The organism is Aeromonas sp. Prich7-2, from assembly GCF_017939255.1.
Taxonomy (GTDB): Bacteria; Pseudomonadota; Gammaproteobacteria; order Enterobacterales; family Aeromonadaceae; genus Aeromonas; species Aeromonas caviae.
On the sequence record NZ_JAGKRI010000369.1, the window covers coordinates 1 to 24680 of the forward strand.

25 protein-coding genes are annotated in these 24680 nt (G+C 63.3%); 15 read left to right on the forward strand and 10 right to left on the reverse strand.

Annotated features, from left to right (window positions below):
• Window positions 1-49 precede the first annotated feature (49 nt).
• Complete coding sequence (gene tnpA, locus J9892_RS23685) at window positions 50-454, forward strand: IS200/IS605-like element ISAs26 family transposase (protein WP_210539147.1); 405 nt, start codon at window positions 50-52, stop codon at window positions 452-454.
• A 254-nt stretch (window positions 455-708) separates the two neighbouring features.
• The gene (locus J9892_RS23690; protein ID WP_049636773.1) at window positions 709-1734 is read left to right on the forward strand and encodes a Wadjet anti-phage system protein JetD domain-containing protein; all 1026 of its coding nucleotides are present in this window, start codon (window positions 709-711) and stop codon (window positions 1732-1734) included.
• A gap of 341 nt (window positions 1735-2075) precedes the next feature.
• On the opposite strand, the gene J9892_RS23695 is transcribed toward J9892_RS23690, so the two are convergent.
• Entirely contained in the window at window positions 2076-2654 is a 579-nt protein-coding gene (locus J9892_RS23695; RefSeq protein ID WP_049636772.1) for an alkylphosphonate utilization protein, read from the reverse strand.
• A 179-nt stretch (window positions 2655-2833) separates the two neighbouring features.
• On the opposite strand from J9892_RS23695, the gene J9892_RS23700 reads away from it, so the two are divergent.
• The 6 genes from J9892_RS23700 (at window position 2834) to J9892_RS23725 (ending at window position 7469) form a co-directional block, all read left to right on the forward strand.
• The gene (locus J9892_RS23700; protein WP_049636771.1) at window positions 2834-4027 is read left to right on the forward strand and encodes a methyltransferase; all 1194 of its coding nucleotides are present in this window, start codon (window positions 2834-2836) and stop codon (window positions 4025-4027) included.
• 188 nt (window positions 4028-4215) lie between these two features.
• Window positions 4216-5661, forward strand: coding sequence for a chitinase (locus tag J9892_RS23705; protein WP_171865708.1), 1446 nt, complete (start codon window positions 4216-4218; stop codon window positions 5659-5661).
• A 122-nt stretch (window positions 5662-5783) separates the two neighbouring features.
• Window positions 5784-6149 carry a VOC family protein gene (locus tag J9892_RS23710; protein WP_052816241.1) on the forward strand — a complete coding sequence of 122 codons (366 nt, stop codon included), beginning with the start codon at window positions 5784-5786 and terminating at the stop codon, window positions 6147-6149.
• Between the two features lie 207 nt (window positions 6150-6356).
• Window positions 6357-6755 (forward strand): GFA family protein, encoded by a 399-nt coding sequence (locus J9892_RS23715; RefSeq protein ID WP_041211468.1) that lies wholly within the window; start codon window positions 6357-6359, stop codon window positions 6753-6755.
• Between the two features lie 29 nt (window positions 6756-6784).
• Complete coding sequence (locus tag J9892_RS23720) at window positions 6785-7012, forward strand: DUF4287 domain-containing protein (RefSeq protein ID WP_042863908.1); 228 nt, start codon at window positions 6785-6787, stop codon at window positions 7010-7012.
• A 46-nt stretch (window positions 7013-7058) separates the two neighbouring features.
• Entirely contained in the window at window positions 7059-7469 is a 411-nt protein-coding gene (locus J9892_RS23725) for an SRPBCC domain-containing protein (protein WP_052816240.1), read from the forward strand.
• A 90-nt stretch (window positions 7470-7559) separates the two neighbouring features.
• On the opposite strand, the gene smrB is transcribed toward J9892_RS23725, so the two are convergent.
• A complete protein-coding gene (smrB, locus tag J9892_RS23730) occupies window positions 7560-8084 on the reverse strand; it encodes an endonuclease SmrB (RefSeq protein WP_049636766.1) in 525 nt (174 codons plus the stop codon).
• 65 nt (window positions 8085-8149) lie between these two features.
• Between smrB and prmB the strand changes: the two genes are divergently transcribed.
• A complete protein-coding gene (prmB, locus tag J9892_RS23735) occupies window positions 8150-9085 on the forward strand; it encodes a 50S ribosomal protein L3 N(5)-glutamine methyltransferase (protein WP_041211581.1) in 936 nt (311 codons plus the stop codon).
• Between the two features lie 16 nt (window positions 9086-9101).
• On the forward strand, window positions 9102-10190 hold the full coding sequence (gene aroC, locus J9892_RS23740; RefSeq protein ID WP_042017130.1) for a chorismate synthase: 1089 nt from the start codon (window positions 9102-9104) through the stop codon (window positions 10188-10190).
• 87 nt (window positions 10191-10277) lie between these two features.
• Here aroC and J9892_RS23745 read toward each other — a convergent pair whose 3' ends face one another.
• A complete protein-coding gene (locus J9892_RS23745) occupies window positions 10278-11054 on the reverse strand; it encodes a transporter substrate-binding domain-containing protein (protein WP_171865710.1) in 777 nt (258 codons plus the stop codon).
• Between the two features lie 338 nt (window positions 11055-11392).
• Here J9892_RS23745 and J9892_RS23750 point away from each other — a divergent pair, with 338 nt between their 5' ends.
• Complete coding sequence (locus J9892_RS23750; RefSeq protein ID WP_161470131.1) at window positions 11393-12805, forward strand: DEAD/DEAH box helicase; 1413 nt, start codon at window positions 11393-11395, stop codon at window positions 12803-12805.
• Window positions 12806-13110: 305 nt separating this feature from the next.
• Here J9892_RS23750 and J9892_RS23755 read toward each other — a convergent pair whose 3' ends face one another.
• From J9892_RS23755 to cra, 4 genes are all read right to left on the reverse strand, one after another.
• Entirely contained in the window at window positions 13111-13800 is a 690-nt protein-coding gene (locus J9892_RS23755; RefSeq protein ID WP_042017126.1) for an RES family NAD+ phosphorylase, read from the reverse strand.
• A complete protein-coding gene (locus J9892_RS23760; RefSeq protein ID WP_052816236.1) occupies window positions 13800-14204 on the reverse strand; it encodes an antitoxin Xre-like helix-turn-helix domain-containing protein in 405 nt (134 codons plus the stop codon). The genes J9892_RS23755 and J9892_RS23760 overlap by 1 nt, the downstream gene beginning before the upstream one ends.
• A gap of 243 nt (window positions 14205-14447) precedes the next feature.
• Window positions 14448-15641, reverse strand: a complete 1194-nt coding sequence (locus J9892_RS23765) for an aromatic amino acid transport family protein (protein WP_041211460.1) — start codon at window positions 15639-15641, stop codon at window positions 14448-14450.
• 612 nt (window positions 15642-16253) lie between these two features.
• Window positions 16254-17240: a catabolite repressor/activator gene (gene cra / locus J9892_RS23770; protein ID WP_010674823.1), complete on the reverse strand. Its 987-nt coding sequence runs from the start codon at window positions 17238-17240 to the stop codon at window positions 16254-16256.
• Window positions 17241-17547: 307 nt separating this feature from the next.
• Between cra and fruB the strand changes: the two genes are divergently transcribed.
• From fruB to fruA, 3 genes are read left to right on the forward strand one after another with little or no spacing between them, the layout of a single operon-like run.
• Window positions 17548-18648, forward strand: a complete 1101-nt coding sequence (fruB, locus tag J9892_RS23775; RefSeq protein WP_052816234.1) for a fused PTS fructose transporter subunit IIA/HPr protein — start codon at window positions 17548-17550, stop codon at window positions 18646-18648.
• Window positions 18648-19637 (forward strand): 1-phosphofructokinase, encoded by a 990-nt coding sequence (gene pfkB / locus J9892_RS23780; protein WP_052816231.1) that lies wholly within the window; start codon window positions 18648-18650, stop codon window positions 19635-19637. The genes fruB and pfkB overlap by 1 nt, the downstream gene beginning before the upstream one ends.
• Window positions 19634-21358 carry a PTS fructose transporter subunit IIBC gene (gene fruA / locus J9892_RS23785; RefSeq protein WP_052816229.1) on the forward strand — a complete coding sequence of 575 codons (1725 nt, stop codon included), beginning with the start codon at window positions 19634-19636 and terminating at the stop codon, window positions 21356-21358. Before pfkB ends, fruA begins: the two co-directional genes overlap by 4 nt.
• An 82-nt stretch (window positions 21359-21440) precedes the next feature.
• Here fruA and J9892_RS23790 read toward each other — a convergent pair whose 3' ends face one another.
• Window positions 21441-21692, reverse strand: coding sequence for a DUF1289 domain-containing protein (locus tag J9892_RS23790; RefSeq protein WP_039040754.1), 252 nt, complete (start codon window positions 21690-21692; stop codon window positions 21441-21443).
• Window positions 21693-21842: 150 nt separating this feature from the next.
• On the opposite strand from J9892_RS23790, the gene mltA reads away from it, so the two are divergent.
• Window positions 21843-22994, forward strand: coding sequence for a murein transglycosylase A (gene mltA / locus J9892_RS23795; protein WP_052816227.1), 1152 nt, complete (start codon window positions 21843-21845; stop codon window positions 22992-22994).
• A 132-nt stretch (window positions 22995-23126) separates the two neighbouring features.
• Here mltA and yfaE read toward each other — a convergent pair whose 3' ends face one another.
• Both yfaE and nrdB read right to left on the reverse strand, forming a co-directional pair.
• Complete coding sequence (gene yfaE / locus J9892_RS23800) at window positions 23127-23426, reverse strand: class I ribonucleotide reductase maintenance protein YfaE (protein WP_270804653.1); 300 nt, start codon at window positions 23424-23426, stop codon at window positions 23127-23129.
• Window positions 23427-23495: 69 nt separating this feature from the next.
• Window positions 23496-24629 carry a class Ia ribonucleoside-diphosphate reductase subunit beta gene (gene nrdB / locus J9892_RS23805; RefSeq protein ID WP_010674816.1) on the reverse strand — a complete coding sequence of 378 codons (1134 nt, stop codon included), beginning with the start codon at window positions 24627-24629 and terminating at the stop codon, window positions 23496-23498.
• Between the last annotated feature and the right edge of the window lie 51 nt (window positions 24630-24680).

Sequence of the window (24680 nt, forward strand, 5' to 3'; positions counted from 1 at the left end):
CAGTGTGTAGCATTATTGCCATATCTATTAAGCCCGATTGAGTGACAGAATGCAATTCACTAAAATTAATAAATCACGCCATGCGGCCTACGCTTTGCACGTACATTTGGTGTTTATCACCAAGTATCGAAAGCCGATATTGGGGGGTCTGCATCACGCATCCTTCGGTCAGTGTGCGGCAGAGGTTTGCAGAGATTTTGGTGCGGAACTGAAAGAGTGTGACGGAGAGGCTGATCATGTTCACATGCTGATAGAGTACGCGCCAACGGTGCAGCTATCGGTACTGGTGAACTCGTTAAAGGCGGTCACATCAAGGCGACTGCGTAATGAATTTCTGGACTTGAGAGGTGCTTACAGCAAACCCGTACTCTGGTCACGCTCTTACTTTGCGGGCTCTTGCGGCGGAGCACCGTTGGAGGTGATCAAGCAATACATTCAAAACCAGCGGGGCTGACGCCCCGGCGAAATTCCCCTCCCACCTACGTCGGAGGGAGTCCCCTTTCGCATTTAAGATGGCGTCGCAGCATACTGATTTCACCGATGTCGATGGATTGCCAATCGTAACCGCTGACCATCCTGCCACGAGCTTGTGGACGGGTGACGGTTTGAAAGAGCGATCTTCCTTTGGTGCGAGACAGGTCACGGTTGTGGACAGAAAGATCCCCTCTACTTGGCCATATGGAACCGCAATGAAAGAGGGGGGGGAGGATGTCACTTTTTGATGAGCGTCGTGTGCAGGATCTCTGTGCCCGCTTGCTGGCAGACACTAATAACCAGGGATATTCACTCGATAGCAAGCATGGCCGCGAGTTGAGAGATCTCCTGCAGGCTGTGGGTGGAGTCAAGCCAGTGGGACGAGGGGCTCGTCATGTGTTGACCGATGCTGGAAGGAATTATCTCGCAGCACAGCTGGCACAGGTTGCACCAGTGATGCCGGACAGGCGTGACACGATACGGGCTCTCGGGGTGGACCTGCCCGCACATCTAAACCAGGCCAGTTTTCATGCCCTCTGGCATGGGGACAGCAAGAGCGGGATAGATCCAGATAATGATGCTATCGACATCACGCTGACACAGGATGAAGTGATTCGACTTCGCACGCTGAGCCCGCTGTCACTCATCGACCAGGACGGACTGCGCCACGACATGAGGGCGCAACTGGCACTATTGGGAGAGCTGGTCTTACCGGAGCGCTGCTTGAGTAAGTTACATGGCATTGAGTGGCAGGGGCGGCAACTGGTCACGGTGGAGAACAAGGGAGCTTTCGTGGATTACCCGCTGCAAGTGGGGGAGTTGTTGCTCTATGTGCCTGGCCGCAATACCAAGTTGGCACGTCAGGTATTCCCGCTGTTGCCGGCTGCCGTACCCTGGGCCCATTTTGGCGATCTGGATCAGCGCGGATTGGATATCGCTAACGAGCTGGCCCATGCCCTTCGTCGTCCGTTGGCTCTTTGGCTACCCGACACCTTGATGGCCTATGTTCATCACTATGCCCGCACTCTGATCCGCCGTCTGGAGGGGCAACCGATCAGCAGAGGCAAGATCCCATGGGAGGAGGTCCCCGTGGTGAGTGAGCATGGCAAGCAACTGGAAGAGGTCCTTATATATCTGATCGAAAGGGGATTGTGGTTGGAACAGGAAGTATTGGTGCTAGCCGGAGGTTGGCAGTCATGGCCACTCGACGCGCCTTGCGGCCAACGCAGTAATGAAAAAACCGCCATCAGGCGGTTTTAATGGTTGTCAGCCCCTATTTCAGGGCTTTTTTCAGCTTTTTGATCTTGCTTTCGTGCTTGGCGATTTTCGCCTGGCGGGCGGCGATCTTCTTCTTGATCTCTTTCTTGCTGGCCATGGGGCGGCTCCTTGTCTCGTGGGCGCCATGGGGATCAGGGTGCCCGGGGTCTTTCCATGCGTGCCGGGAAGGCCCTCTCCGTTGGCGCACTGACAGTCAGGGGAGGGGCATACCGCGGAACTGGTTTGCAGGATAGTCCAGTTTCCCGCGAGTGCCACCCGAACGGCAGGAAACAGAGGCAACAAAAAAGCGCCCCTGGGGGCGCTTCTGGCTTGAAGGGGCGGTATCAGGCCTTCTTCAGGTAGGCGGCCACCAGCACGATCTGCATGCCGTTGACCTTGCCCTCGATGTGCAGCGGGTTGTTGGTCAGGCGAATGCCCTTGACCAGGGTGCCGCGCTTGGCGGTGAAGCCCGCGCCCTTGACGTCCAGATCCTTGATCAGGGTGACGGAGTCCCCTTCCACCAGCACGGCGCCATTGGAGTCGACGGTCGGCACGCTGTCGTCAGCGTCGCTGGTCACGCCGGCGTCTGCCCAGGCCTTGACCTCGTCTTCCATGTACATCATGTCCAGCATGTCCTGGGCCCAGAGCTCGCCCCGGGCGACGAGGGCCTTCAACTGGCGCCAGGCCATCACCTGCACCGCCGGCACCTGGCTCCACATGCTGTCACCCAGGCAGCGCCAGTGGTTCACCTCCGTGGTGTCCGGCTGCTCCAGCTGGCCGCGGCAGGTGGCGCAGAGGGCCACGCTGTGGTCGTCGTCGCTGGCGGGGGAGTGCGGCACCGGGAAGGCAGTCAGCGCATGTTCTGCGCCACACAGCTCGCATTTGGCATTTGCACGGGCTTGCAGGATGGCATTGATGGTCATGATTGGGTTCCGTTTATAGGGGTAAAGCTGCTCGCCGTGGCGGGCTGCGCGAATGAGGGGCCGGAATATAGCACAAATCCCTGCTTTTTGTCAGGCTACCAGCGGCGCACAGGCGAGTGCTTTTTGACGGCAGATCGCTAGAATGAGCCTCCCTTTTTGCGCCAAAGGACAGGTTCACCGTGCTGGCCCACCGTTTTCGACAACTGGACTGCTTGCTCACCGCCGAGCGACGCTGGTGGCAATACCAGCCCTATCACCATTTGGGGATCGCCTTTGCCCGCGAGGCGCCAGCCCTTGCGAAGTGCCTGGCAGCCCTGACCCTTGACGAGATAGCGCACCTCGACGGGGACATGGATGCGCTCTGCACCCTGCTTGCCCCCTGGATCCCGGCGGGGGCCGAGTTGCAGGCCCTCGGCGAGCTTGCCCCTTTCGCCCCAGAGCCCGTCCAGTGCGCCAGGACCATGGCGATGTACATGCCGGGACGCAAGCAGGGGCAGATAGAGGCCTTCACCGGCTGCCTGCCCCCCCACCAAGGTCCCTATCTGGAGTGGTGCGCCGGCAAGGGGCATCTGGGGCGCCTGGTGTCGCTGCACCGTGGCGCGGAGATCCTTAGCCTGGAGTGGCAGGGGGCGCTCTGCGAGGAGGGGCGGCGGCTCGCCGCGCGCGACGGCGCCAACATGCGGTTCGTGGAGGCGGATGCCTTTGCCGCCGAGTCCGGGGCCCTCATCGCCCCGCACCATCACGCCATGGCGCTCCATGCCTGCGGCGATCTGCACACCCATCTGTTGACGCGGGTGGCCGAGGGGCGTGCCCAGGGGGTGACCCTCTCCCCGTGTTGCTACCACCTCATCAGAGGAGAGCACTACGCGCCCCTCTCCCGGGCCGCCAGGGCCAGTGCCCTGCGCCTTGGCAAGAGCGATTTGAAGCTGCCGCTGCAGGAGACGGTGACCGGCGGCGCCCGCATCGCCCGGTTGCGGGAGCGGGAGGTGGTGTGGCGCCTCGCCTTTGACTGCCTGCAGCGCCAGGTGCGCGGGGTGGATGAGTACCTGCCGGTGCCCAACCTGCAAAAGAGCCTGCTGACCGGGGGCTTCGAGGATTTCTGCCATTGGGCCGCCGAGCGCAAGGGGATGGGCTTGCCCGCGGGGCTCGACTACGCCGCCTTGCTGGCACAGGGGGAGCGGCGTTTTGGCGATGTCGCCCGCATGGAGCTGGTGCGCCACCTGTTTCGCCGTCCCCTGGAAATCTGGCTGCTGCTCGATCGCGCCCTTTTCCTCGAGGAGCAGGGCTACCGGGTCGAGGTGGGCACCTTCTGTCCCAAACCCATGACCCCGCGCAATCTGCTGATCCGGGCGGTGCGCGCAGGGGGGATCTGAGCAAGCGTCTGGACAGGTCGGATGGCTGCGGCCGCAAGACCAGGGGCTGGATTCCCCTGCAAACGAGCGCCATCTGAGTGCAGGGAGGCATGGCTCACAATTTCGCCAAATTCTTAATTCTTGTCGTGAATTTAGTTGTCAGGATGCCTATGCTCGCCCTGACATTTTCAAGACAAGGATGGTTACCCATGTTCATGCTCACGCGTACCGCCTGCCTGGTTGCCCTCGTCTGGGCACTGCCCGGCCAGAGCGCCATGACAATCCAGCCCGATCCCCAGAACAGCGGGGGCTATGTGATGGCGGCGGTGGATCTTGCCAGTGCGGCCCAGGCCAAGACCGCCAACCCCATGTACGGGATCTGGTCCCACGCCCTGGCCACCCGGCCCAATTCGGTGGTGGAGGCCATCGTTGCCCGCGCCCCCGGCAACCCGGACAACGTCAAGCGGGTCGAGCGGGTCTTCACCGAATCGGACTGGGAGTTCCTGACCCAGATGGCCGCCCCGGAGTACACCTACGAGCGCTTCCTGCGGGCGGTGGGCAAGTTCCCCGCCTTCTGCGGCGACTACACGGACGGGCGCAATGCGGACGCCATCTGCAAGAAGTCCATCATCACCGCCTTCGCCCACTTTGCCCATGAGACCGGCGGCCACATTGCCAAGGAGAATGTCTCCGACAACCCCCTAGGGCTGGAGGAGTGGCAACAGGCCCTGGTGCACGTGCGGGAGATGGGCTGGTCTGAGGGGCAGACCGGCTACACCACGGGGTGTGGCCAGAGTGACTGGCAGAACCGGCGCTGGCCCTGCAGCACCGGTCAGGGCTATTTCGGTCGCGGCGCCAAGCAGCTCTCCTACCACTTCAACTACGGCGCCTTCTCCGAGGCCATGTTCGACGGCGACGCCTCTGTGCTCCTCAACAACCCCGGGCTGGTGGCGGACTCCTGGCTCAACCTCGCCTCCGCCATCTGGTTCTTCCTGACGCCCCAGGCCCCCAAACCCGCCATGCTGCACGTCATCGACCGGACCTGGGTGCCCTCCCAGCGTGAGCTGGCGGCGGGCATCGGCTACGGCTTTGGCACCACCATCAACATCATCAACGGTGGCATCGAGTGCGGCGAGCAGAACAAGAACAAGGGCCAGCCGGTCAACCGCATCCGCTACTGGGAGGGGCTCGCGGCCCACTACGGGATCCCGCTGCTGGCGGACGAGAAGAACACCTGCTGGCAGCAGACCCCCTATGGCAGTCTCAACCTCAACGGCGCCACCGACGTGCTCTACACCAACTGGGACGGCAACTGGAAATACTACCCGGACAGACCCGGCGGCTACTCCTTCGAGTGTGATCTGGTGGGGTACCAGACCGCCTATTCGGCCCTGGTGCCGGGGGATTACGAGAAGTGCGTGACCAACTTCTACGGCTCCCACGCCAGCTGGCCCAAGGTACGGGTGGTGGCCACGCTGGATCCGGCCCCGGTCGACCCCGGCACGCCACTGGTGGACGGGGTACCGGCCTGGGAGGCAGGCAAGGTCTACACCGCGGGCAACAAGGTGAGCCACAAGGGGATCATCTATCAGGCCAAGTGGTGGACCCAGGGCAACGAGCCGGGCAAGGGCGACCCCTGGGCACCGGTGACCTGATAGTCAGTACAAGCGCAAGCACCCCGGGGAGGCCGCACGCCTCCCTTGTTGATCGCCGCGCTGGCTTGCTGCGCCTCTTTTGGCACTGATAGAGTGCGGATTCACACCGAGGGAGGATGACCATGAACATCGCCATTCATTTTGAAATTCCGGTACAGGATATGGAGAGAGCCATCCGCTTCTATGAGGGGGTCTTCGAGACGGTGCTGGAGCGGGTGCAGATCGATGGCAACGAGATGGCGCTCTTTCCCCTGGAAGGTGGCACGGCGGGCTGCTCCGGCGCCCTGGCGAAGGGGGAGAGCTATGTACCGAGCCTGGATGGCACCCGGATCTATCTGCGGGTGCCTGACATCGAGGGGGCCATGGCCCGGGCACTGGCATCGGGCGGGGCCTGTCTCTATCCCGTCACCCGGGTCGGGGAGAGCCTCCGGGTGGCGGAGTGTCGGGATTGCGAGGGGAATCGCATCGCCTTGCAGGAGGGAACCTGACCATTATTTATCCGGTGCATGAAATGTGTTGAGTCATTCACACGATGAATAAAGAGGGGGATTTTCCCGCTCCGGGAGCCTCAGCCCTGCGGTGAGGCTCCGGAATGGTCAGTTGCCGCCCCCCGGATCCCGTGCTACTTCATCTGGTGCGGCAAGAAGGCGAGCACCCGTTCGCCCGGTCTGTCGCCCCAACTCTCAGGAGGCATCATGGAAGGACATTGTCTGTGTGGCGGGATCACCGTGTCGAGCGGCGATCACAAGGAGGTCAACCTGTGTCACTGCGCCATGTGCCGGCGCTGGTCAGGGGGGCCCATGTTCGCGGTGCACGGGGGCAAGGGCGTGCGGTTCACCGGGATGGCCCCGGTGGCCTACCGCTCGTCGGAGTGGGCGGAGCGCGGATTCTGCCCCACCTGCGGCACCCATCTTTTCTACCATCTGTTGCCGACGGACGAGTACATCCTCTCCGCCGGCCTGTTTCAGGATCAGGGGTTCGAGCTCACCGGGCAGATCTTCATCGACGAGAAGCCCGACTTCTATGCCCTCAAGAACGACACCCCGACCCTGACCGGGCAGCAGGTGTTCGAGCAGTTCGCCCCCAAACCCTGAGCCTGTACTCACCCCGAGGAGAAGCCATCATGGATGAACAACCGAAGGTGAAGGGGCCTGCCTCCTATTTTCCCGCCATCGAGCAGAAATACGGCCAGCCCATCGTCCACTGGCTGACCCTGCTGGCAGGGCGGGAGGAGCGCAAACACATGGCCCTGGTGGCCTGGCTCAAGGACGAACACGCCATGGGTCACGGTCATGCCAATGCCCTGGTGGCCCACTTTTTGGCGCAGCCCGATGCGCCCGGCGTGGCATGACAGTGCCACAGTGCAAAACGTGCAGGAAAGCCAGAAGAGCAGAGAGATGAAGATAAGCGTCAGCGTCTGGGTTGCCAGGCCGATTGCCGATGTGTGGCAGGGCTGGAACACCCCCGCCAGCATCATGGCGTGGAACGCCGCCTCTCCGCAGTGGCACTGCCCCCAAAGCCGGGTGGACCTGCGGGTGGGCGGGCGTTTTTGCCACCACATGGCGGCGCGGGATGGCAGCACGGGGTTTGATTTCGAGGGGACCTTCACCGAGGTCACAGCACCGACGGGGCTCGGCTACGTCATGGACGATGGCCGCGAGGTGAGCGTGCGGTTCGTGGCAGAGCAGGGGGGCACCCGGGTGGAGGAGCGGTTCGATACCGAGTCCCTGCACAGCGGCGAACAGCAGCGGGCGGGGTGGCAGAGCATCTTAGATAACTTCAAGCGCCATATGGAAGTCGTCGGCTGACCCCTGCGGGGCGCCAAGAAAAAACCACCGCAAGCTGGCGGTGGTTTTTTTATGGCGTTCGCCCGGGGCAAGGCGGGGCGTGGAAGGGGGTCACTCCTCGATGTCCAGCAGCACCAGGATGGCGCTCTCGCCCCCCCACTCCCGCGGCGCCTGGTGAAAGGCGCGCACAGCGGGGTGCTGGGCCAGCCAGCTCGGGATGCGCTGCTTGAGGATGTGCTTGCCGATGCCGTGCATCACCGAGGCGACGTGGATGTTCTCTTTTCGGCACAGGGTGAGCAGGGCCGCCAGCTCCTGCTTGGCCTGGTGCTGGTTCATGCCGTGCAGATCCAGATAAATCTCCGGCGGGTAGCTGCCGCGCTTGAGCTTTTTCAGCTCGAATTTTGACACGTCGTCGCGCACGTAACGGGTCGGCCCGTCCGCCTCGAGATGGGGCTGGTACTCGTCGCTGAAAAAGTGGTCAACCCCAAGCTTTTCGCGGCTCTCGCGCACTTCGCGTTTCTGCTTGACCGGGCTTGAGGAGGCCCTTATGGTATCTTGCTTAATTTTCCGGGTACCTTTGACAGCATCACGAAACAGCAGGCTTTCCTCGTCTGTGAGTGAGGGCGTATTTTTCATCAGGTACTCGTCTTGCTCGCTGTATAAAATTCTCGGGCCGGATATTACTCGACTTGGAGGTGGATTTGGACAAGATATTTATCGATGAGGTGGTTGCCGAAATGCACACCATCCAGGACATGTTGCGCTGGGCCATGAGTCGTTTCAACGACGCCGGGATCTTCTACGGACATGGTACCGACAACGCCTGGGATGAGGCCGTGCAACTGGTGCTGCCCGCGTTACATCTGCCGCCGGACGTGGATCCGGGCATGCGCCACTCCCGCCTGACCACCAGCGAGCGCCACCGCATCGCCGAGCTCATCATCCGCCGCGTGCAGGAGCGCATTCCGGCGCCTTACCTGACCAACAAGGCCTGGTATGCGGGCTGGGAATTCTACGTGGACGAACGGGTGCTCATTCCGCGCTCCCCCATCGCCGAGATGGTGGCCAACCGCTTCGCCCCCTTCCTGAAAGACGAACCGACCCGGATCATGGACCTGTGCACCGGCTCCGGCTGCATCGCCATCATCATGGCCCACGAGTTCCCCCATGCGGAAGTGGATGCCATCGACATCAGCGTCGATGCCCTCAACGTGGCCGAGCGCAACATCAACGATCACGGGCTGGAGCAGCAGGTTATCCCCATTCGCTCCGATCTGTTCCGGGATCTGCCGGCCGGTGACAAGTACGATCTCATCGTCTCCAACCCGCCCTACGTGGACTCCGAGGACATGTCGGATCTGCCGGAGGAGTTTCGCCACGAGCCGGAGCTGGCCCTGGCGTCGGGCTCCGACGGCCTCAAGCTCACCAAACGTCTGCTGGCCAATGCCGCCGACTTCCTGAAAGAGGATGGCGTGCTGGTGGTCGAGGTGGGCAACAGCATGATCCACCTGGAAGCCCAGTTCCCCGAGGTGCCCTTCACCTGGGTCGAGTTCGAAAACGGCGGCCACGGCGTCTTTGTGATGACCCGCGCAGAGCTCGAGCAGTACCAGGCCCATTTCGCCATTTACAAGAACTAAGCAGCAAGGAGCATTCATGGCAGGGAACAGTTTCGGCCAACTCTTTCGGGTCACCACTTTCGGCGAGAGCCACGGTCTGGCGCTGGGCGCCGTGGTCGACGGCTGCCCGCCGGGGCTGGAGATAAGCGAAGACGATTTGCAGGGGGATCTGGACAGGCGCAAGCCCGGTACGTCCCGCTACACCACTCAGCGCCGCGAGGCGGACGAGGTGAAGATCCTCTCCGGGGTGTTCGAGGGCAAGACCACGGGCACCTCCATCGGGCTGCTCATCGAGAACACCGATCAGCGCTCCAAGGACTACTCCGAGATCAAGGATCTGTTCCGACCCGGCCACGCCGACTACACCTATCACCAGAAGTACGGCCAGCGTGACTACCGTGGCGGCGGCCGCTCCTCGGCCCGCGAGACCGCCATGCGGGTCGCGGCGGGCGCCATCGCCAAGAAGTACCTGAAACAGGTGCACGGCATCGAGATCGTGGGTTTTCTCTCCCAGCTCGGCCCCATCAAGGCGGAAGGGTTCGACGAGAGCCAGATCGAGCAGAACCCCTTCTTCTTCCCCGATGCGGGCAAGCTGGAGGCGCTGGATGAATACATGCGTGCCCTCAAGAAAGAGGGAAACAGCGTGGGGGCCAAGGTGTGCGTCGTGGCGCGCAACGTGCCGGTAGGCCTAGGGGAGCCGGTGTTCGACCGCCTCGACGCCGACATCGCCCACGCCATGATGGGCATCAACGCGGTGAAAGGGGTGGAGATCGGTGACGGCTTCGCGGTGGTGGAGCAAAAAGGCTCGGAGCACCGGGACGAGATGACTCCGACCGGCTTTGCCAGCAATCATGCGGGGGGCATCCTGGGGGGCATTTCGTCGGGTCAGGAGATCGTGGTGAGCATGGCCCTCAAGCCTACCTCCAGCATCACGGTGCCGGGCAAGACCATCACCACCAGCGGTGAGGCCACCGAGATGATCACCAAGGGGCGTCACGACCCCTGCGTCGGCATCCGTGCCGTGCCCATCGCCGAGGCCATGCTGGCCCTGGTGCTGATGGATCACCTGCTGCGCCACCGCGCCCAGAACCAGGGCGTGCACACCCAGACCCCGCAGCTGCGCTGATCACGCTGCGGGCCAGGTGAGTGATCACCAGATACCACAAGGCGACCCCAGGGTCGCCTTTTTCATGGTTTTTTGCCGGCGTCGGCGTCAGGGGGCCGATGGCGTCGAGAGCGATGGGTGCCGGGTTGCGTCCAGGCGGCAGCGGGGCGGCGCAAAGGCGGGATCCGGTGAGGGCAGGGTGGCGATGGCGGCATCGATGCGGGCGAGCGCCTCATCGTTCACGGCCTTTTTGGCAAACATCAGGCGCACCGGCTGCTGGTGCAAGAGCACCTGACACTGGATGGCATTGCTCGCCCCGAGCTGGTAGCGGGCGTATTGCCACTCCATGATGACGCCGTCGAGGCGGCGCGCCAGCAAGAGGGTGAGCAGCCTGTCATCGCTGTTGTATTCACTCGCCTGCCCGAGGGCAGGGCACTCCTCGTTCATCGGCAGGGGGCGGGTACCCCGCAGCTTGCCAAGTCGAAGCCCCTTGGCCTGGCAGAGGGTTGCCAGCTCTGTGAGCCCTTGCCAGCCGTCGGGCTCCCCGGCCTGCGGGCGCTGGCTCAGCAGCACGAAGCTGGCGCGCCGATAGGGGGCGGAGAAGCGGGCGAACCGCTCCCGCTCGGGGGTTTTCAGGGCGCCCATGGCCACGTCCAGCTGCTGGCGCTCCATGAGGTAGAGGGCCCGGGCCCAGGGGAGGTTGCGAAAGGCGGGCTCCACGCCTGCCTTGCCCAGGATCTGGCGGGTCAGGGTCACGTCCAGTCCGCCGAGGGTGCCGTCGGCAGCGATTTGACTGAAAGGGGGCCAGTGGCTCCAGGCCACCGACAGGGTCTCCCTGGCGGCGAGGGGCTGGGCGAAGAGCAGGGGCAGGACGAGGCCCAGCATGCGCCGGGCGGTGGGGGTGAACTTCCGTTTCAATCAAAACCTCCTGTTCCGTGTATCGCGCCGTCCCCGGCAGGCTGCGCAGGGGCATTGATACATACGGCGATTCGGGCCATTTTGTCCTGCCTTCGTCCCTATTTCCAGCCGTGCTGGGAGGCGCATCACATTTTCCTCGTCTAAGTGCGCCAACTCCGTTAGACTGCGCCTCTATTCTTTCCCCTTTGCTCTGCTCCCCGGGGAAATCGTTGTTTTCTCTATAGGCCCGGATCCTGTGAGATGGCATCGGCTCAGCAGAGGAGCCCCACCACGATCTTTGGCGCCCCTATCCCTAGCAGGTAACTATGAGTTTTACTTCCCTCGGTCTGGCCGAACCCTTGTTGCGTGCCGTTGCCGAGCAAGGCTACGACACCCCGTCTCCCATTCAGCAACAAGCGATCCCGGCGGTACTGGCTGGCCGTGATCTGATGGCCGCCGCCCAGACCGGGACCGGCAAGACCGCAGGTTTCACCCTGCCGATGCTGCAGCGTCTGATTGAAAGCAAGCGCAAGGTCTCCCCGAACCGCATCCGCGCCCTGGTGCTGACCCCGACCCGCGAGCTGGCCGCCCAGGTGGGCGAGAGCGTGCGCAACTACGGCAAGCACCTGCCGATCCGCAGCCACGTGGTATTTGGCGGCGTGAGCATCAACCCCCAGATGATGGCGACCCGCCGTGGTCTGGACGTGCTGGTGGCCTGCCCGGGCCGCCTGATGGATCTCTACAACCAGAACGCCGTCAAGTTCGACGAAGTGGAGATCCTGGTACTGGACGAAGCGGACCGCATGCTCGACATGGGCTTTATCCGCGACATCCGCCGCATCCTGGCCCTGCTGCCGAAGAAGCGCCAGAACCTGCTCTTCTCCGCCACCTTCGCCGACGAAATTCGCGAGCTGGCCACCGGTCTGCTGGACAACCCGGCGGTGATCGAAGTGACCCCGCGCAACAGCACCGCCGAGCGCATCGAGCAGCTGGTACACCCCTGCGACAAGGCCAACAAGATTGCCCTGCTGAGTCACCTGGTCACCAGCAACGACTGGCAGCAGGTGCTGGTGTTCACCCGTACCAAGCACATGGCCAACCGCGTTGCCGAGACCCTCGACAAGAACGGCGTCAGCGCCGCCGCCATCCACGGCAACAAGAGCCAGGGTGCCCGTACCCGCGCCCTTGCCGGTTTCAAGGATGGCAGCGTCAAGGTGCTGGTGGCGACCGACATCGCCGCCCGTGGCCTGGACATCGACAAACTGCCCCAGGTGGTCAACTTCGAGCTGCCGAACGTGGCGGAAGATTACGTGCACCGTATCGGCCGTACCGGCCGTGCCGGCGCCGCCGGTCACGCCATCTCCCTGGTCGCGGCCGATGAAGGCAAGCTCATCAAGGCCATCGAGCGGCTGACCAAGCAGAACATTCCGTGCGAGCAGGTGGCCGGTTTTGAAGCCTCCCGCGAGACCCTCGACAACATCGCCCGTGGCATCGGCGCGCCGCTTCGCAAAGAGCCGCGGGATCCGAGCGAGCAGCGCCGTGCGCCGCGTCCGCAAGGCCAGGGCCAGGGCCAGCGTCAGGGTGCCGGTCGCTCCGGCAATGGCGCCGGTGGCAATGGCGGCGGTAACCGCTCCGGCAACGGTGGCAAGCCCAAGCCCCAGGGCGGCCAGCGTCCGGCTGATGGCGCCGCGAAGCCGGCCCAGGCCCGTCGTCCCCGTCGCGCCAGCCACAACCAGTAAGCGGCCAGGGAGCCAGGCTCCCCCACTGTTCGGTTGATACAAAAAGCCCCGCCAATCTGGCGCAATGCTGTTCAGATAAGCACTTTTTTGACTGATTATTCATAAATTGGATTTGAGTTGAGGGGGCAAGGCTGTGTCCAGTCGATCTTCCTCCAGCCTTTATCCAGCGGGGCTTGCAATAGAAAGAGGGAGGCATCATGCCTCCCTCGCTTTTTTGTCCTGATACTACGTGGACTGGAACTCAAATTCTCTTAAGTGAACAGCATTGCGCCAATCTGGCGGGGCTTTTTTTGTCCTGGTAGACGCTATTCACCGTAGAGGCGGATTTCCAGCACATGGGTGATGGCCTCGCCGCTCCAGTGGTACTCCAGATGACGGGCGTGGTCCACCCGGCTGACCAGACGGGGGCGATAGAGCACGTGACAGTCGTGACCGGGGTGGCGCACCGAGCGGTAGTGGATGCCGTCCGCCCCGGCGACCTTCTGCTCCCGGGCGAAGGCCTGGGCGGGGCCGTAATCGGTGGCGTGATAGAGGGGGCCTGGCAGAAACGCCGGGCCCGTGATGTCGATGAGGCTGGCGCTGAACTGCGCCTGGATCACCCGCATCTGCACCTTCTGGGCCGGCTCCCGGGTGTACCCGAAGATCCGCTCCCTATGGTAGACCGTCTCCTTGATGCCGGTGTCGAGGGAGGGGGCACAATAGTAGCCGCCAAAGTCCCCCGTGGTGAAACGGGCACCCTCGGGATTGAGGTGGGTGAAGGCGGCCATCACATAGCTGCCGCCGGGCAGCCCCACCAGCCAGTCTTCCCTGGGCACCCGCATCAGCTCGCCCGCCTCTTCCCTCAGCCTGTCGTTGGTCAGGGCCTCGACGGCCCAGACCGCCTCCAGCTCGTCGGCGGTAGCGACGTCTTCATAGAGGCAGATGGGGGGAAAGCGGCTAGGAATGATGCGATAGGCGCAGGCATTGTGGAAGGTGCGCAAGGGCGGGGAGGACATCAGGCCATCTCCCCGCGCCAGGCGTGCAGCCGGGTGGCCACTTCGTAGAGATCGGCCACCCGCCCACCCTGCATGACCTCCATGGCGCTGCGCCCGGCAAAGAAGGGGTGGCTGTTGGGTTTGCGCACCCAGCCATAGATGCTCTCATCCAGGCTGAACAGCAGCCGCAGGCTCTTGTGGATGTTGAGTAGATAGCTCATCCGCTCCTGGAGATCGGCGCTGAGCCGAATGCCGCCGCTGGCCTCCTTGTACTTGTTCAGGGTGGAGCGGGAGGTAATGCCAAGCAGCCTGAGTTGTTCATCCGTGCTGCACTGCCATTTGCCCAGGATGCGAAACACCACGGGCAGGGCCTTGCTGGGATCGACGGCGGGCTGTTGCCGGGGGAGAGATGCGGTGGCGGCCATGTTGCCTCCCGGGTTGGCGTGCCAGACGGGCACGGGATCATGAGTTGTCTGCTAAGCAGTGTAGGGCAGGGGCGCAGTCATGTACATATCTATACATGGTTGCACTCAAATGTTCATTGTTGTATGGGCTTCGCGAGGAGGGGCGCGGGTCGGCCAAGTGAGCCCGTGCCAATGAAACGCCCCGTCAACTGGGTTGGCGGGGCGTGTCTCTTTGCGGCGTTTCTGTTTGTCGGGTCGGGGAGATCAGAGGGCGGGCAGCAGCCCCATGCTGACGCTGACCTGTACCCCGACGATGAGTACCCCCATGGCACCGGCCAGACCCAGAGCCAGCACGCCACCCGGGACGCGGTAGTGGTCTGCTTCGGCCTGCTTGCGGCTCTGCCACACCAGGGCCACCGGCAGCAGCACCGCCAGCACCGCCAGCGCAATGGCGGCGTAACCGAGCGCCATGATGAAGCCTTGCGGGAAGTAGAGGGCGAACAGCAGGGGCGGCACGAAGGTGATGAGGCCGGTCTGGGTGCGGCCCTGCCAGTTGTCCTTGCGACGGGTCACCTTGGCCATGAAGTCGAACAGTCCCAGGGTCACCCCGAGGAAGGAGGTGGCGAGCGCGAGATCGGCGAACAGATGCATCGCCTGGTTGAAGGCGGGCCAGCTCACCAGGCCGCCGACGTTGGCCAGCAGGCTATCCAGGGCGCCGCCGGTCTGGATCAGGGATTGCTGGCCCAGCAGCCCCAGTATGGCGACCTGCCACAGTACGTAGAGCACGAGCGGCAAGGCGGAGCCCCACACGAAGACCCGGCGCAACTGCCTGGGGTTGTCCCCGAGGTAGAGCATGACACTCGGGATGGAGCCGTGGAAGCCGAAGGAGGTGAAGATGACCGGCAGGCCCGCCAGCAGCAAGCCTTCCCCGAGGGGCATGGAGAGCAGGTGCTGCCCCTGGGCGCGGGGCAGCAGCAGCGCCAGCACCGCCACCATGATCACCAGCTTCACGGTGAACATCAGGCGGTTGAGGTAATCCACCTGCCTGGTGCCGACGCACACCATGCCGCCAAACAGCAGGGTAAAGACCCAGGCCGCCTGCTCCTGGCCGAGGGGAAGGCCGGCATCGGCCAGTGCCTGGGCCAGCAGGCTGCTGCCGCCGCTGATGTAGGCGGAGGCCAGGGCGTAGAACAGCATCAGGATGCAGAAGGAGGCGATGCCCTTGCCCCAGGGGCCGAGCAGGTGATCCGCCAGCTGGTGCAGGTACCACTTGCCGGTGCTGAGGCTGGCTTCCACCTGCAGCATGGCGGTGAAGGCCATCAGGGCCCAGAGGCCGATCATCAGCATCAGGGTGGCGGGGCCGCCCAGGGACGAGGAGGCCAGCGGCAGGGCCAGCATGCCGGCGCCTATGGTGGTGCCGGCAATCAACAGGGTACAACCCAGGGTCTTGGTATTCATGTCATCCATCCGAAAGTGAGGGCGCTGTTGCAAACAAGAGAGAGCCAGTTGGCTGTGTCGGGAGACGCCTCCGGGGAAAAGCCGGAGGCTAGCAATATCGGTGTGGATACATCTGTACCTGAAACCTGTCAGTTGTAAAAATTGGTTGCCAAGTTAGCGGATTGAAATGGCGGAAACAACCCCTTAAAAGCGGATTTTGTGCTGTAGCAAGCCGAAGGGTGGCAATAAAAAGTGACACATTGCGCCATGCGCCGAAAAAACGCGCCCCTCAGGGGGAGGCTACCCGTCAGGCTGCGTTGCGGGTCGACATCGAGAGCGCCCGCGTTGGCGGCAACAGGGCTTGCAGAGGGTAACACGGGGCCCTGGTGGTGCGACTGGCCCGATATAAGCAAACATCGGGTCATACTCCCAAAAGCCATCATTTTCACTTATAGCGAGCCGAGGCGCCGATAAACGTGCCCTGGCGCGGGGTTGCCGCCCGGCAGATCACCTCAAAGCCAGAAGGCGAAGGGCAAAAGCTGAGACAACAGGGGAGAACACAAGCAGGTGTGGGGGAGGAGGCTCAGGGGCTGGCACTGCGGGCCGCCCCCGGGGTGGTGCGTCGTTGCCGGGTCAGCGGCGGCGTTTGAGGGTACGGCTCACATAGTGCAGGCCGCTCTGGTAGTCGCCATTGACCGCCTTGAGGGCCAGCGTCAGGGCCTGGCTTGCCAGGGCGTCGTGCTGCTGGGGCAGGGAGTTGATGCCAAAGGGGAGGAAATCGAGCAGGCGGTCATCCCCGAAGGTAGCCATGGCGAGCTGGCTCATGTCGGCCTCCTGCTCCAGCAGGTAGTCGAGCACCCCCTCCATCAGGATGTAGGAGGTGGTGATCAGCGCCTCGGGCAGTTGGCCGAGCTGCTGATGGAGCGTCTTGATCAGGCGATACCCTTCGGTGCGCGAGAAGTGGGCCCCTTCACACAGGTGGCGGGTCGCACTGTGACTGGCAATCGCCTGTTCGAAGCCCGCTTTTCGCTCCTGACTGATCGTCAGTTCCGGCAGTGCAGTAATCAAGGCGATATGACCGATGGCCGGGGTGAGCAGGGAGGCGGTGAGGTCCAGGCTCGCCTTCTGGTTTTCACTCGCCACGGTGACGAAGTGCTCGGTGGCCATGGCACGGTCGATGGCGAGGATCTGCACGCCCCGGGACTGCTGCTCCAGGTAGAAGGGATCCGCCGGGGGGAGGCAGCTTGCCACCAGGAGCGCGTCCACATGGCGGCTCACCAGCATCCGGGCCAGCTCCTTTTCGGTGTCCGGATCGTCCTCCGAGCAGACGATGAGCAACTGATATCCCTGGGTGCGGGCCCCTTGCTCCAGGCGCTTGGCGAGCTTGGCGTAACTGGCGTTTTCGAGGTCGGGCAGGATGAAGCCGAGGGTGCGGGTCTGGCCGCCGCGCAGGGAAGCGGCGCGGCTGTCCGGCTGATAGTTGTGGGCATGGACCACGGCCATCACCTTGTCGCGGGTTGCCTGGCTGATGCGGTATTGATCGGCCTTGCCATTGATCACATAGCTGGCGGTGGTGCGAGAGACACCGGCCAGCGCGGCGATTTCATCCAGTTTCATCATGTTGGCTCTGTTTGAGTTGCAAGGCCCGCGCCGGTTCCTGGTTGGGGCGCCGAAAAGTGTGCGCGGGATCATATCATTGAAACGTACTTTCTGCGGGATCTTGAACAATACGCTGAAACGATTCAGTCTGAGTGTAAGTGAAACGATTCAGCTTGTCAGTAAAGGATGATTATCTGCACTTGGAAATGGGTTCCGGCTCACCAAAGCGAGAGATCACCGTCTATTGTCAGCAGGCAAGTTACCCAAAAATCGAGTTGAGTTGAGCCGGTACGCCGCGAGGTGAAGCCGGACCTGATGGAGAATCTCTATGTTGAAGTTGGCGCGACAGCAAATCCTGCTGGGGCAATCGGTGACGACCAAGGCGGACGCCATCGCCCTGCTGGCAAGCAAACTGACCGACGCCGGTCTGGTTGAAGCAGGTTACGTGGACGGCATGCTGGCGCGGGAAGCGCAGCACGCCACCTATCTTGGCAGCGGTATCGCCATTCCCCACGGCACCACGGACACCCGTCATCTGGTGAAGAGCACCGGTGTCATGGTGGCCCAGTTCCCCCACGGCATCGAGTGGGACGAGGGGCAGATTGCCTACGTCGCCATCGGCATCGCCGCCAAGTCCGACGAGCACCTGGGGATCTTGCGCCAGCTCACCCACGTGCTGGGTGACGAGCAGGCCGCAGCCCAGCTCAAGGGGGCGACCGACGAAGAGACCATCATCAATATCCTGACTGGCGCGACTGGCGCCAAAGAGGTGCAATACCTGACCCTGGCGGACTTCCCGGCCGACGACCAGGACCAGTTGCTGCTGGGGGCTGCGGCCCGCGCCAAATCCGCAGGCTGGGGAGACGCCGCCATGGTGAGCGCCCTCCTGGCCAGTCAGCCTGTTCACCTGGGGGAGGGCATCTGGCTGGCCCGTGCGCAAGCGGCCCAGACCGGTTGGGTGCTGGCCACCCCGAACACCCCGCTGAACGTCGGTGAATTGCCGGTCAGCGCCCTGCTACTGCTGTGTGCCGCAGATAGCGGCCATCTGCCGCAACTCGAGAATCTGGCCAAGCTGGCCGCAGCCGGCCAGCTGGCCACCCTCTCTGGCAGCGATGGTCTTGCCATGTTGCAGGCGGGTCCGGCGAGCGGGCTGTCCGAGACCTTCACCATCATCAACCCTCACGGTCTGCACGCCCGTCCGGGCGCCATGCTGGTCAAGGTGGCCAAGGAGTATGAATCCGACATCCGCGTCGCCAACCTCGATGGCAGCGGTGAAGCCGTCTCTGCCAAGAGCCTGATGAAGGTGATCGGGCTTGGGGTCAAGTGCGGTCATCGTCTGGCGTTTCGCGCCGAAGGAGCGGATGCCGAAGCAGCCCTCAAGGGCATTGGCGAAGCCATTGCCGCGGGTCTTGGCGAGGGGGCGCACTGATGGACATCGTCACCATCACCCTTAATCCCGCGCTCGATCTCACCACCCGTCTGAAGGCCATGCACCCTGGCGAGGTCAATCTGGTGAGCGAGGCCAACTTGCGCGCCGCGGGCAAGGGGATCAACGTCGCCATGGTCTTGAAAGATCTCGGCCGTGACGTAGGCCTGACCGGCTGGCTCGGTGAGGGCAACCAGCAGAGCTTCGTCTCCCTGTTCGAGGAACGTGCTCTTGCCGATCACTTCGTGCGCGTGGCGGGCGACACCCGGATCAACGTCAAGATCTCCGAACAATCCGGCCGGGTGACCGATCTCAATCTGCCGGGACTCGCGGTGCAGGAGGGCGATGTCAGCGCCCTGGAAGCGGCGCTGGAGCGACTGGCTCCCCACACTGACTGGTTCGTGCTGGCGGGCAGCCTGCCCAAAGGGGTGGCCCCCGATTACTGCGGCCATCTGATCCGTCTGCTCAAGGCCAAGGGCAAGCAGGTGATCTTCGATTGCAGCGGCGCGGCGTTGAGCGAAGGGATCAAGGCGGCGCCGACCCTGGTCAAACCCAACCTGGAAGAGCTGAGCCAGTGGGCGGGTCGCCCCGTGAAGACCCTGAGCGAGCAGGCCGAGTGCGCCCGCGCGCTGCAGGCAAGCGGGATCCCCAACGTGGTGATCTCCAATGGTGCCGACGGCCTCATCTGGTTTGCACCGGATGCCACCTGGCAGGCGATTCCACCGCGCATGGAGGTGGTCAGCACCGTGGGTGCCGGCGACTCCCTGGTGGCGGGCCTGGTCCATGGCATGAGCCTGGACTGGACGCCGGAGCAGACCCTGCGGCTGGCCACCGCCGTCTCGGCACTGGCGGTGAGCCAGGTCGCGGTCGGCTTCAACGATATCAATGTGCTCAAACCGTTACTCGAGCAGGTGCGCGTACAGCGTCTGGATGATCTGGCACCGACTCAACCCCAACCCCATTTGATGGCTAACTCAGGAGATGCCCAATGAAAGCAATTCTGGTTACGGCTTGCCCGGCGGGCATTGCCACCAGCTTTCTCGCTGCAAAACGGATAGAACAGCAGGCCAAACTGGCTGGCTGGGAGCTCACCCTCGACGTCGACTCCAGCGTGCAGCCCCGTCAGGTTCCCTCGAAAGAGCTGATTGCCGCCGCCGACCTGGTGCTGGTCGTTGCCAGCGCACCGGTGGATCTGGCCGCCTATGACGGCAAGTCGCTCTATCGGGGCGACATGGATCTGGCGCTCCAGGATCCCGCTGCCCTGCTGGACGCCGCGCGAAGCGGTGCCAGCGTCTATCGCCATGAGGCGGCACCTGCCGTTGCCAAACCGGCCAGCGGTGCCAAGCGCATCGTGGCGGTGACGGCCTGTCCGACCGGGGTGGCCCACACCTTCATGTCGGCCGAGGCCCTGGAGACCATGGCCAAGCAGCTGGGTCACCAGATCCGCGTCGAAACCCAGGGCTCGGTCGGTGCCCAGAATGCCTTGACGGCGGACGAGATTGCCGCCGCCGATCTGGTGTTCCTCGCCACTGACATCGAGGTGGACATGGCGCGCTTTGACGGCAAGCCGGTCTATCGCACCAGCACGGGGGCTGCCCTGAAGAAAACCCGGGCCGAGCTCGACAAGGCCTGGACCGAGGCGAAGATCTATCGCCACAGCGGCGCGGCTGCGGTCAAGAAAGAGGAAAAGGCGGGCCCCTACAAGCACCTGCTGACCGGTGTCTCCTTCATGTTGCCCATGGTGGTGGCGGGGGGCCTTATCATCGCGCTCTCCTTCATCTTCGGCATTGAAGCGTTCAAGGAAGAGGGGACGCTGGCCGCGGCCCTGATGAAGATAGGTGGCGGCTCCGCCTTCGCCTTGATGATCCCGGTGCTGGCAGGCTACATCGCCTACTCCATCGCCGACCGTCCGGGTCTGGCGCCCGGCATGATCGCCGGTATGCTGGCAAGCTCGCTCGGCGCCGGTTTCCTTGGCGGCATCGTCGGCGGCTTCCTCGCCGGTTACAGCGCCAAGTTCCTGAGCGACAAGGTGCGCCTGCCGGTCACCCTGGAAGCCCTCAAGCCCATCCTCATCATTCCGCTCTTTGCCAGCCTGTTCACCGGTCTGGTGATGATCTACGTGGTGGGTGGCCCGGTGGCGGGCATCATGAACGCCATGACCGAGTTCCTCAACAACATGGGCTCTGCCAACGCGGTGCTGCTGGGTGTCATCATCGGCGCCATGATGTGCTTCGACATGGGTGGCCCGGTCAACAAGGCGGCTTATGCTTTCGGTGTCGGCCTGCTCGCCTCCAAGACCTATGCCCCCATGGCAGCGGTCATGGCCGCCGGCATGGTGCCTGCACTGGGGATGGGGATCGCGACCTTCCTGGCCAGCAGAAAGTTCATCAAGGCGGAGCAGGAAGCGGGCAAGGCCTCCTTCGTGCTGGGTCTGTGCTTCATCTCCGAGGGGGCCATCCCGTTTGCCGCCAAGGACCCCATGCGCGTCATCCCGGCCTGCATGGCGGGCGGCGCCCTGACCGGTGCGCTCTCCATGCTGTTCGGCTGCGAGCTGGTGGCACCCCACGGCGGTCTGTTCGTGCTCTTCATCCCGAACGCCATCAGCCATGTGATGATGTACATCCTGGCGATCGCGGCCGGTTCTCTGGTGACCGGGGTGGCCTACGCCATGCTCAAGCGTGGCGAGGAGCAGGCCAAGCTGGCGACTGCCTGAGGACGTCACGGCGTGACACACCCTTCATGACAAGGCGGCCCTGGGGCCGCCTTTCTTGTTGAGGGGAGGGGCAAAGGGGGATTTAAAAATCCCAGCCCGGCGGGGGCGGCGGATCGGCCGCCTCTGCGGCCTGCGCCTTGCGGCGAGCGGCCTCGACCCTGGCCTTGCGGCTGCGGCACAGACGCATCACCTCCTGCTGCTGGGCAGGGGTCATGGCAAGCCAGTTGAAACGCTCCTCGCGGCTTCGCAGGCATCCCTTGCAATACCCCTTGTTGTTCAGTTCGCAGACCCCGACACAGGGGCTCTGGAGCGGGAAGATTTCGAGCTGTTCCATCCATGACCTCTCACACCTTGTCACCTTGTTATAACCCAGAAGATCACGGCAGGAGAAATCCGTCGTCAGGGGCGTGAAGGCGTTTGCTTTCCCCGGGCAATTTTGGCATCTTCCCCGCCGTGCAAGACACTCGGTGTTATATGAGGACATATGAATAGACATGCGTACTGGTTGGCCGCCGCCGTGGTGGGGCTGGCCGGTTGTGCGGGCAACCCTGAACCGGTCAAGGTGCCCCAGAAGAAGGCGGAATCCGGATGTTTTCTGAACTGCGAGATCCCTGTGAATCTGGGCAAGCAGTATCTGGATGGTGCCCTGCCGGGGGATCTGGTGCGGGTGGAGCGGGTCAACAGCCGCGCCCGCGCCGATTACAGCAAGTTCGGTCCCCAGAGCCGGCTGGTGATGGAACGCTCCGGCCGTATGGCGAGCCGCTATGGGGAGCTCTACCGTCAACTCTCACGCTGGGTCGCCAATGGGGGCAATCCCGCCCATATCACCCAGTACGGTATCAGCCTGGCCCAGCTTGGCGGTGCCGACCGCATGGGCAACGTGCTCTTCACCGGCTACTACTCGCCAGTGCTGGAGGTGCGCCATCGCCCGGACGCCCAGTACAAGTATCCCATCTATGCCATGCCCAACTGCGGCGGTCGCTGCCCGAGCCGGGCCGAGATCCACCGGGGGGCGCTGGCCAACCGGGGGCTGGAGCTGGGCTACAGCAAATCCCTCATCGACAACTTCCTGATGGACGTGCAGGGTTCCGGCTTCGTTCACTACGGCGATGACGACCGGTTGCAGTACCTCGGCTACAGCGGCAAGAACGGCCACGGCTATGTCAGCATTGGCCGGGTGCTCATCGACCGTGGCGAAGTGCCCAAGGAGCAGATGTCCATGAAGGCCATCAAGGAGTGGGCCAATCGTCAGCCGGAAGAGAGCGTGAAGGAGCTGGTGGAGCAGAACCCCTCCTATGTCTTCTTCGAGCGCCGTCCCACCAACGACGTGGTGGGGGCCGCCGGCATTCCGCTCTTGCCGATGGCGGCGGTGGCTGCCGACAAGACTCTGCTGCCCATGGGCACCCCTATCCTCGCGGAAGTACCGCTGCTGGACAAAGCAGGCAACTGGACCGGCAAGCACCAGCTGCGGCTGCTGATTGCGCTGGATGTGGGGGGCGCGGTGAAGAAGGGCCACCTCGATCTCTACCACGGTATGGGTGAGAAGGCCGGTGTCGCGGCCGGTCACTACAAGCACTTTGGCCGGGTCTGGAAGCTGGGTCTGCACCACGGGCCGACCGCCGCCCCCTGGTTGTAACGCCCCCGGGTTGTAATGTAAGAGGGTCATGGCCCCTCATTTCCCTCAAGAGACGGGACATTCCCATGAAAAAAGCCGCCGGAGCAATCCGGCGGCTTTTTGTTTGCGGGGCAGATCTGGCGACAAGGGCCGTCAGCCCTTTCGGATATCGAGCTTGATGGCGCCCACCGGCTGACAGCAGCAGGGGAGGCACTCCCCCTGGGAGACAAAGGCGAGCGGGACGGCGGCGTAGTGCACCTTGCCCGCCAGCAGCGGGGTGCGGCAGGCGCCGCAATAGCCGCTGCGGCACTGGAACTCCACGTGATGGCCGTGGCGCTCCAGGGTCTCCAGCACGCTTTCGCCGGGATGGGGGTGCAGCACACCGTCCAGGGTCTGTACCTGGGGGGCTTGCCCCTCCGGCGCCGTGGTGGCGGTATGCAGGGGCGAGTTCAGGGTGGCGGTGGCGTCACTCACGGACGTCGCTCTCCCGCATCATGGCCTGCCAGCAGAGGTCGCCTAGCATCACAGCTCGAAGTCACCCAGATCGTCGGCGTGCACTTCACTGTCTATCTGACCCACCAGATAGGAGCTTACTTCCACTTCCTGGGGCGCCACCTGCACGTTGTCGGAGGAGAGCCAGGTGTTGATCCAGGGGATGGGGTTCTGCTTGGTGCCGGCAAAGGCCGGTTGCAGGCCGACGGCCGCCATGCGCAGGTTGGTGATGTATTCCACGTACTGGCAGAGGATGTCCTTGTTCAGGCCGATCATGGAGCCATCCTGGAACAGGTACTCGGCCCACTCCTTCTCCTGCAGGGCTGCTTCCTTGAACAGCTCGAAGCAGGCCTGCTCGCACTCGACGGCGATCTCCGCCATGTCGGGGTCGTCGTTGCCGCTGCGCATCAGGTTCAGCATGTGCTGGGTGCCGGTCAGGTGCAGCGCTTCGTCACGGGCGATCATCTTGATGATCTTGGCATTGCCTTCCATCAGCTCGCGCTCGGCGAAGGCGAAGGAGCAGGCGAAGCTCACGTAGAAGCGGATTGCTTCGAGGGCGTTGACGCTCATCAGGCACAGGTAGAGCTTCTTCTTGAGCTCCCGAAGGCTGATGGTGACTTCGCGATCCCCGATCCGGTGGGTCCCCTCACCGTGCAGGTGATAGACGGAGGTGGCCTCGATGAGATCGTCATAGAAGTGGCTGATGGAGCCGGCGCGCTTCAAGATCTGCTCGTTGGTCACGATGTCGTCGAACACCTGGCCCGGGTTGTTGACGATGTTGCGGATGATGTGGGTGTAGGAGCGAGAGTGGATGGTCTCGGAGAAGGCCCAGGTCTCGATCCAGGTCTCCAGCTCCGGGATGGAGACCAGGGGCAGCAGGGCCACGTTGGGGCTGCGGCCCTGAATGGAATCCAGCAGGGTCTGGTACTTCAAGTTGGAGATGAAGATGTGCTGCTCGTGGGGCGGCAGAGCCTGGAAGTCGATGCGGTCGTGGGAGACATCCACCTCTTCCGGGCGCCAGAAGAAGGAGAGCTGCTTCTCGATCAGCCGCTCGAAGATATCGTGCTTTTGCTGATCATAACGGGCCACGTTGACCGACTGGCCGAAGAACATCGGCTCCTTGAGCTGATCGTTTTGGGTCTGGCAAAAAGTAGAGTAAGCCATGGTTCGAATGCCGTGAAATAGGGAAAACAGGAGGGCGGGAGCTTGATGCTC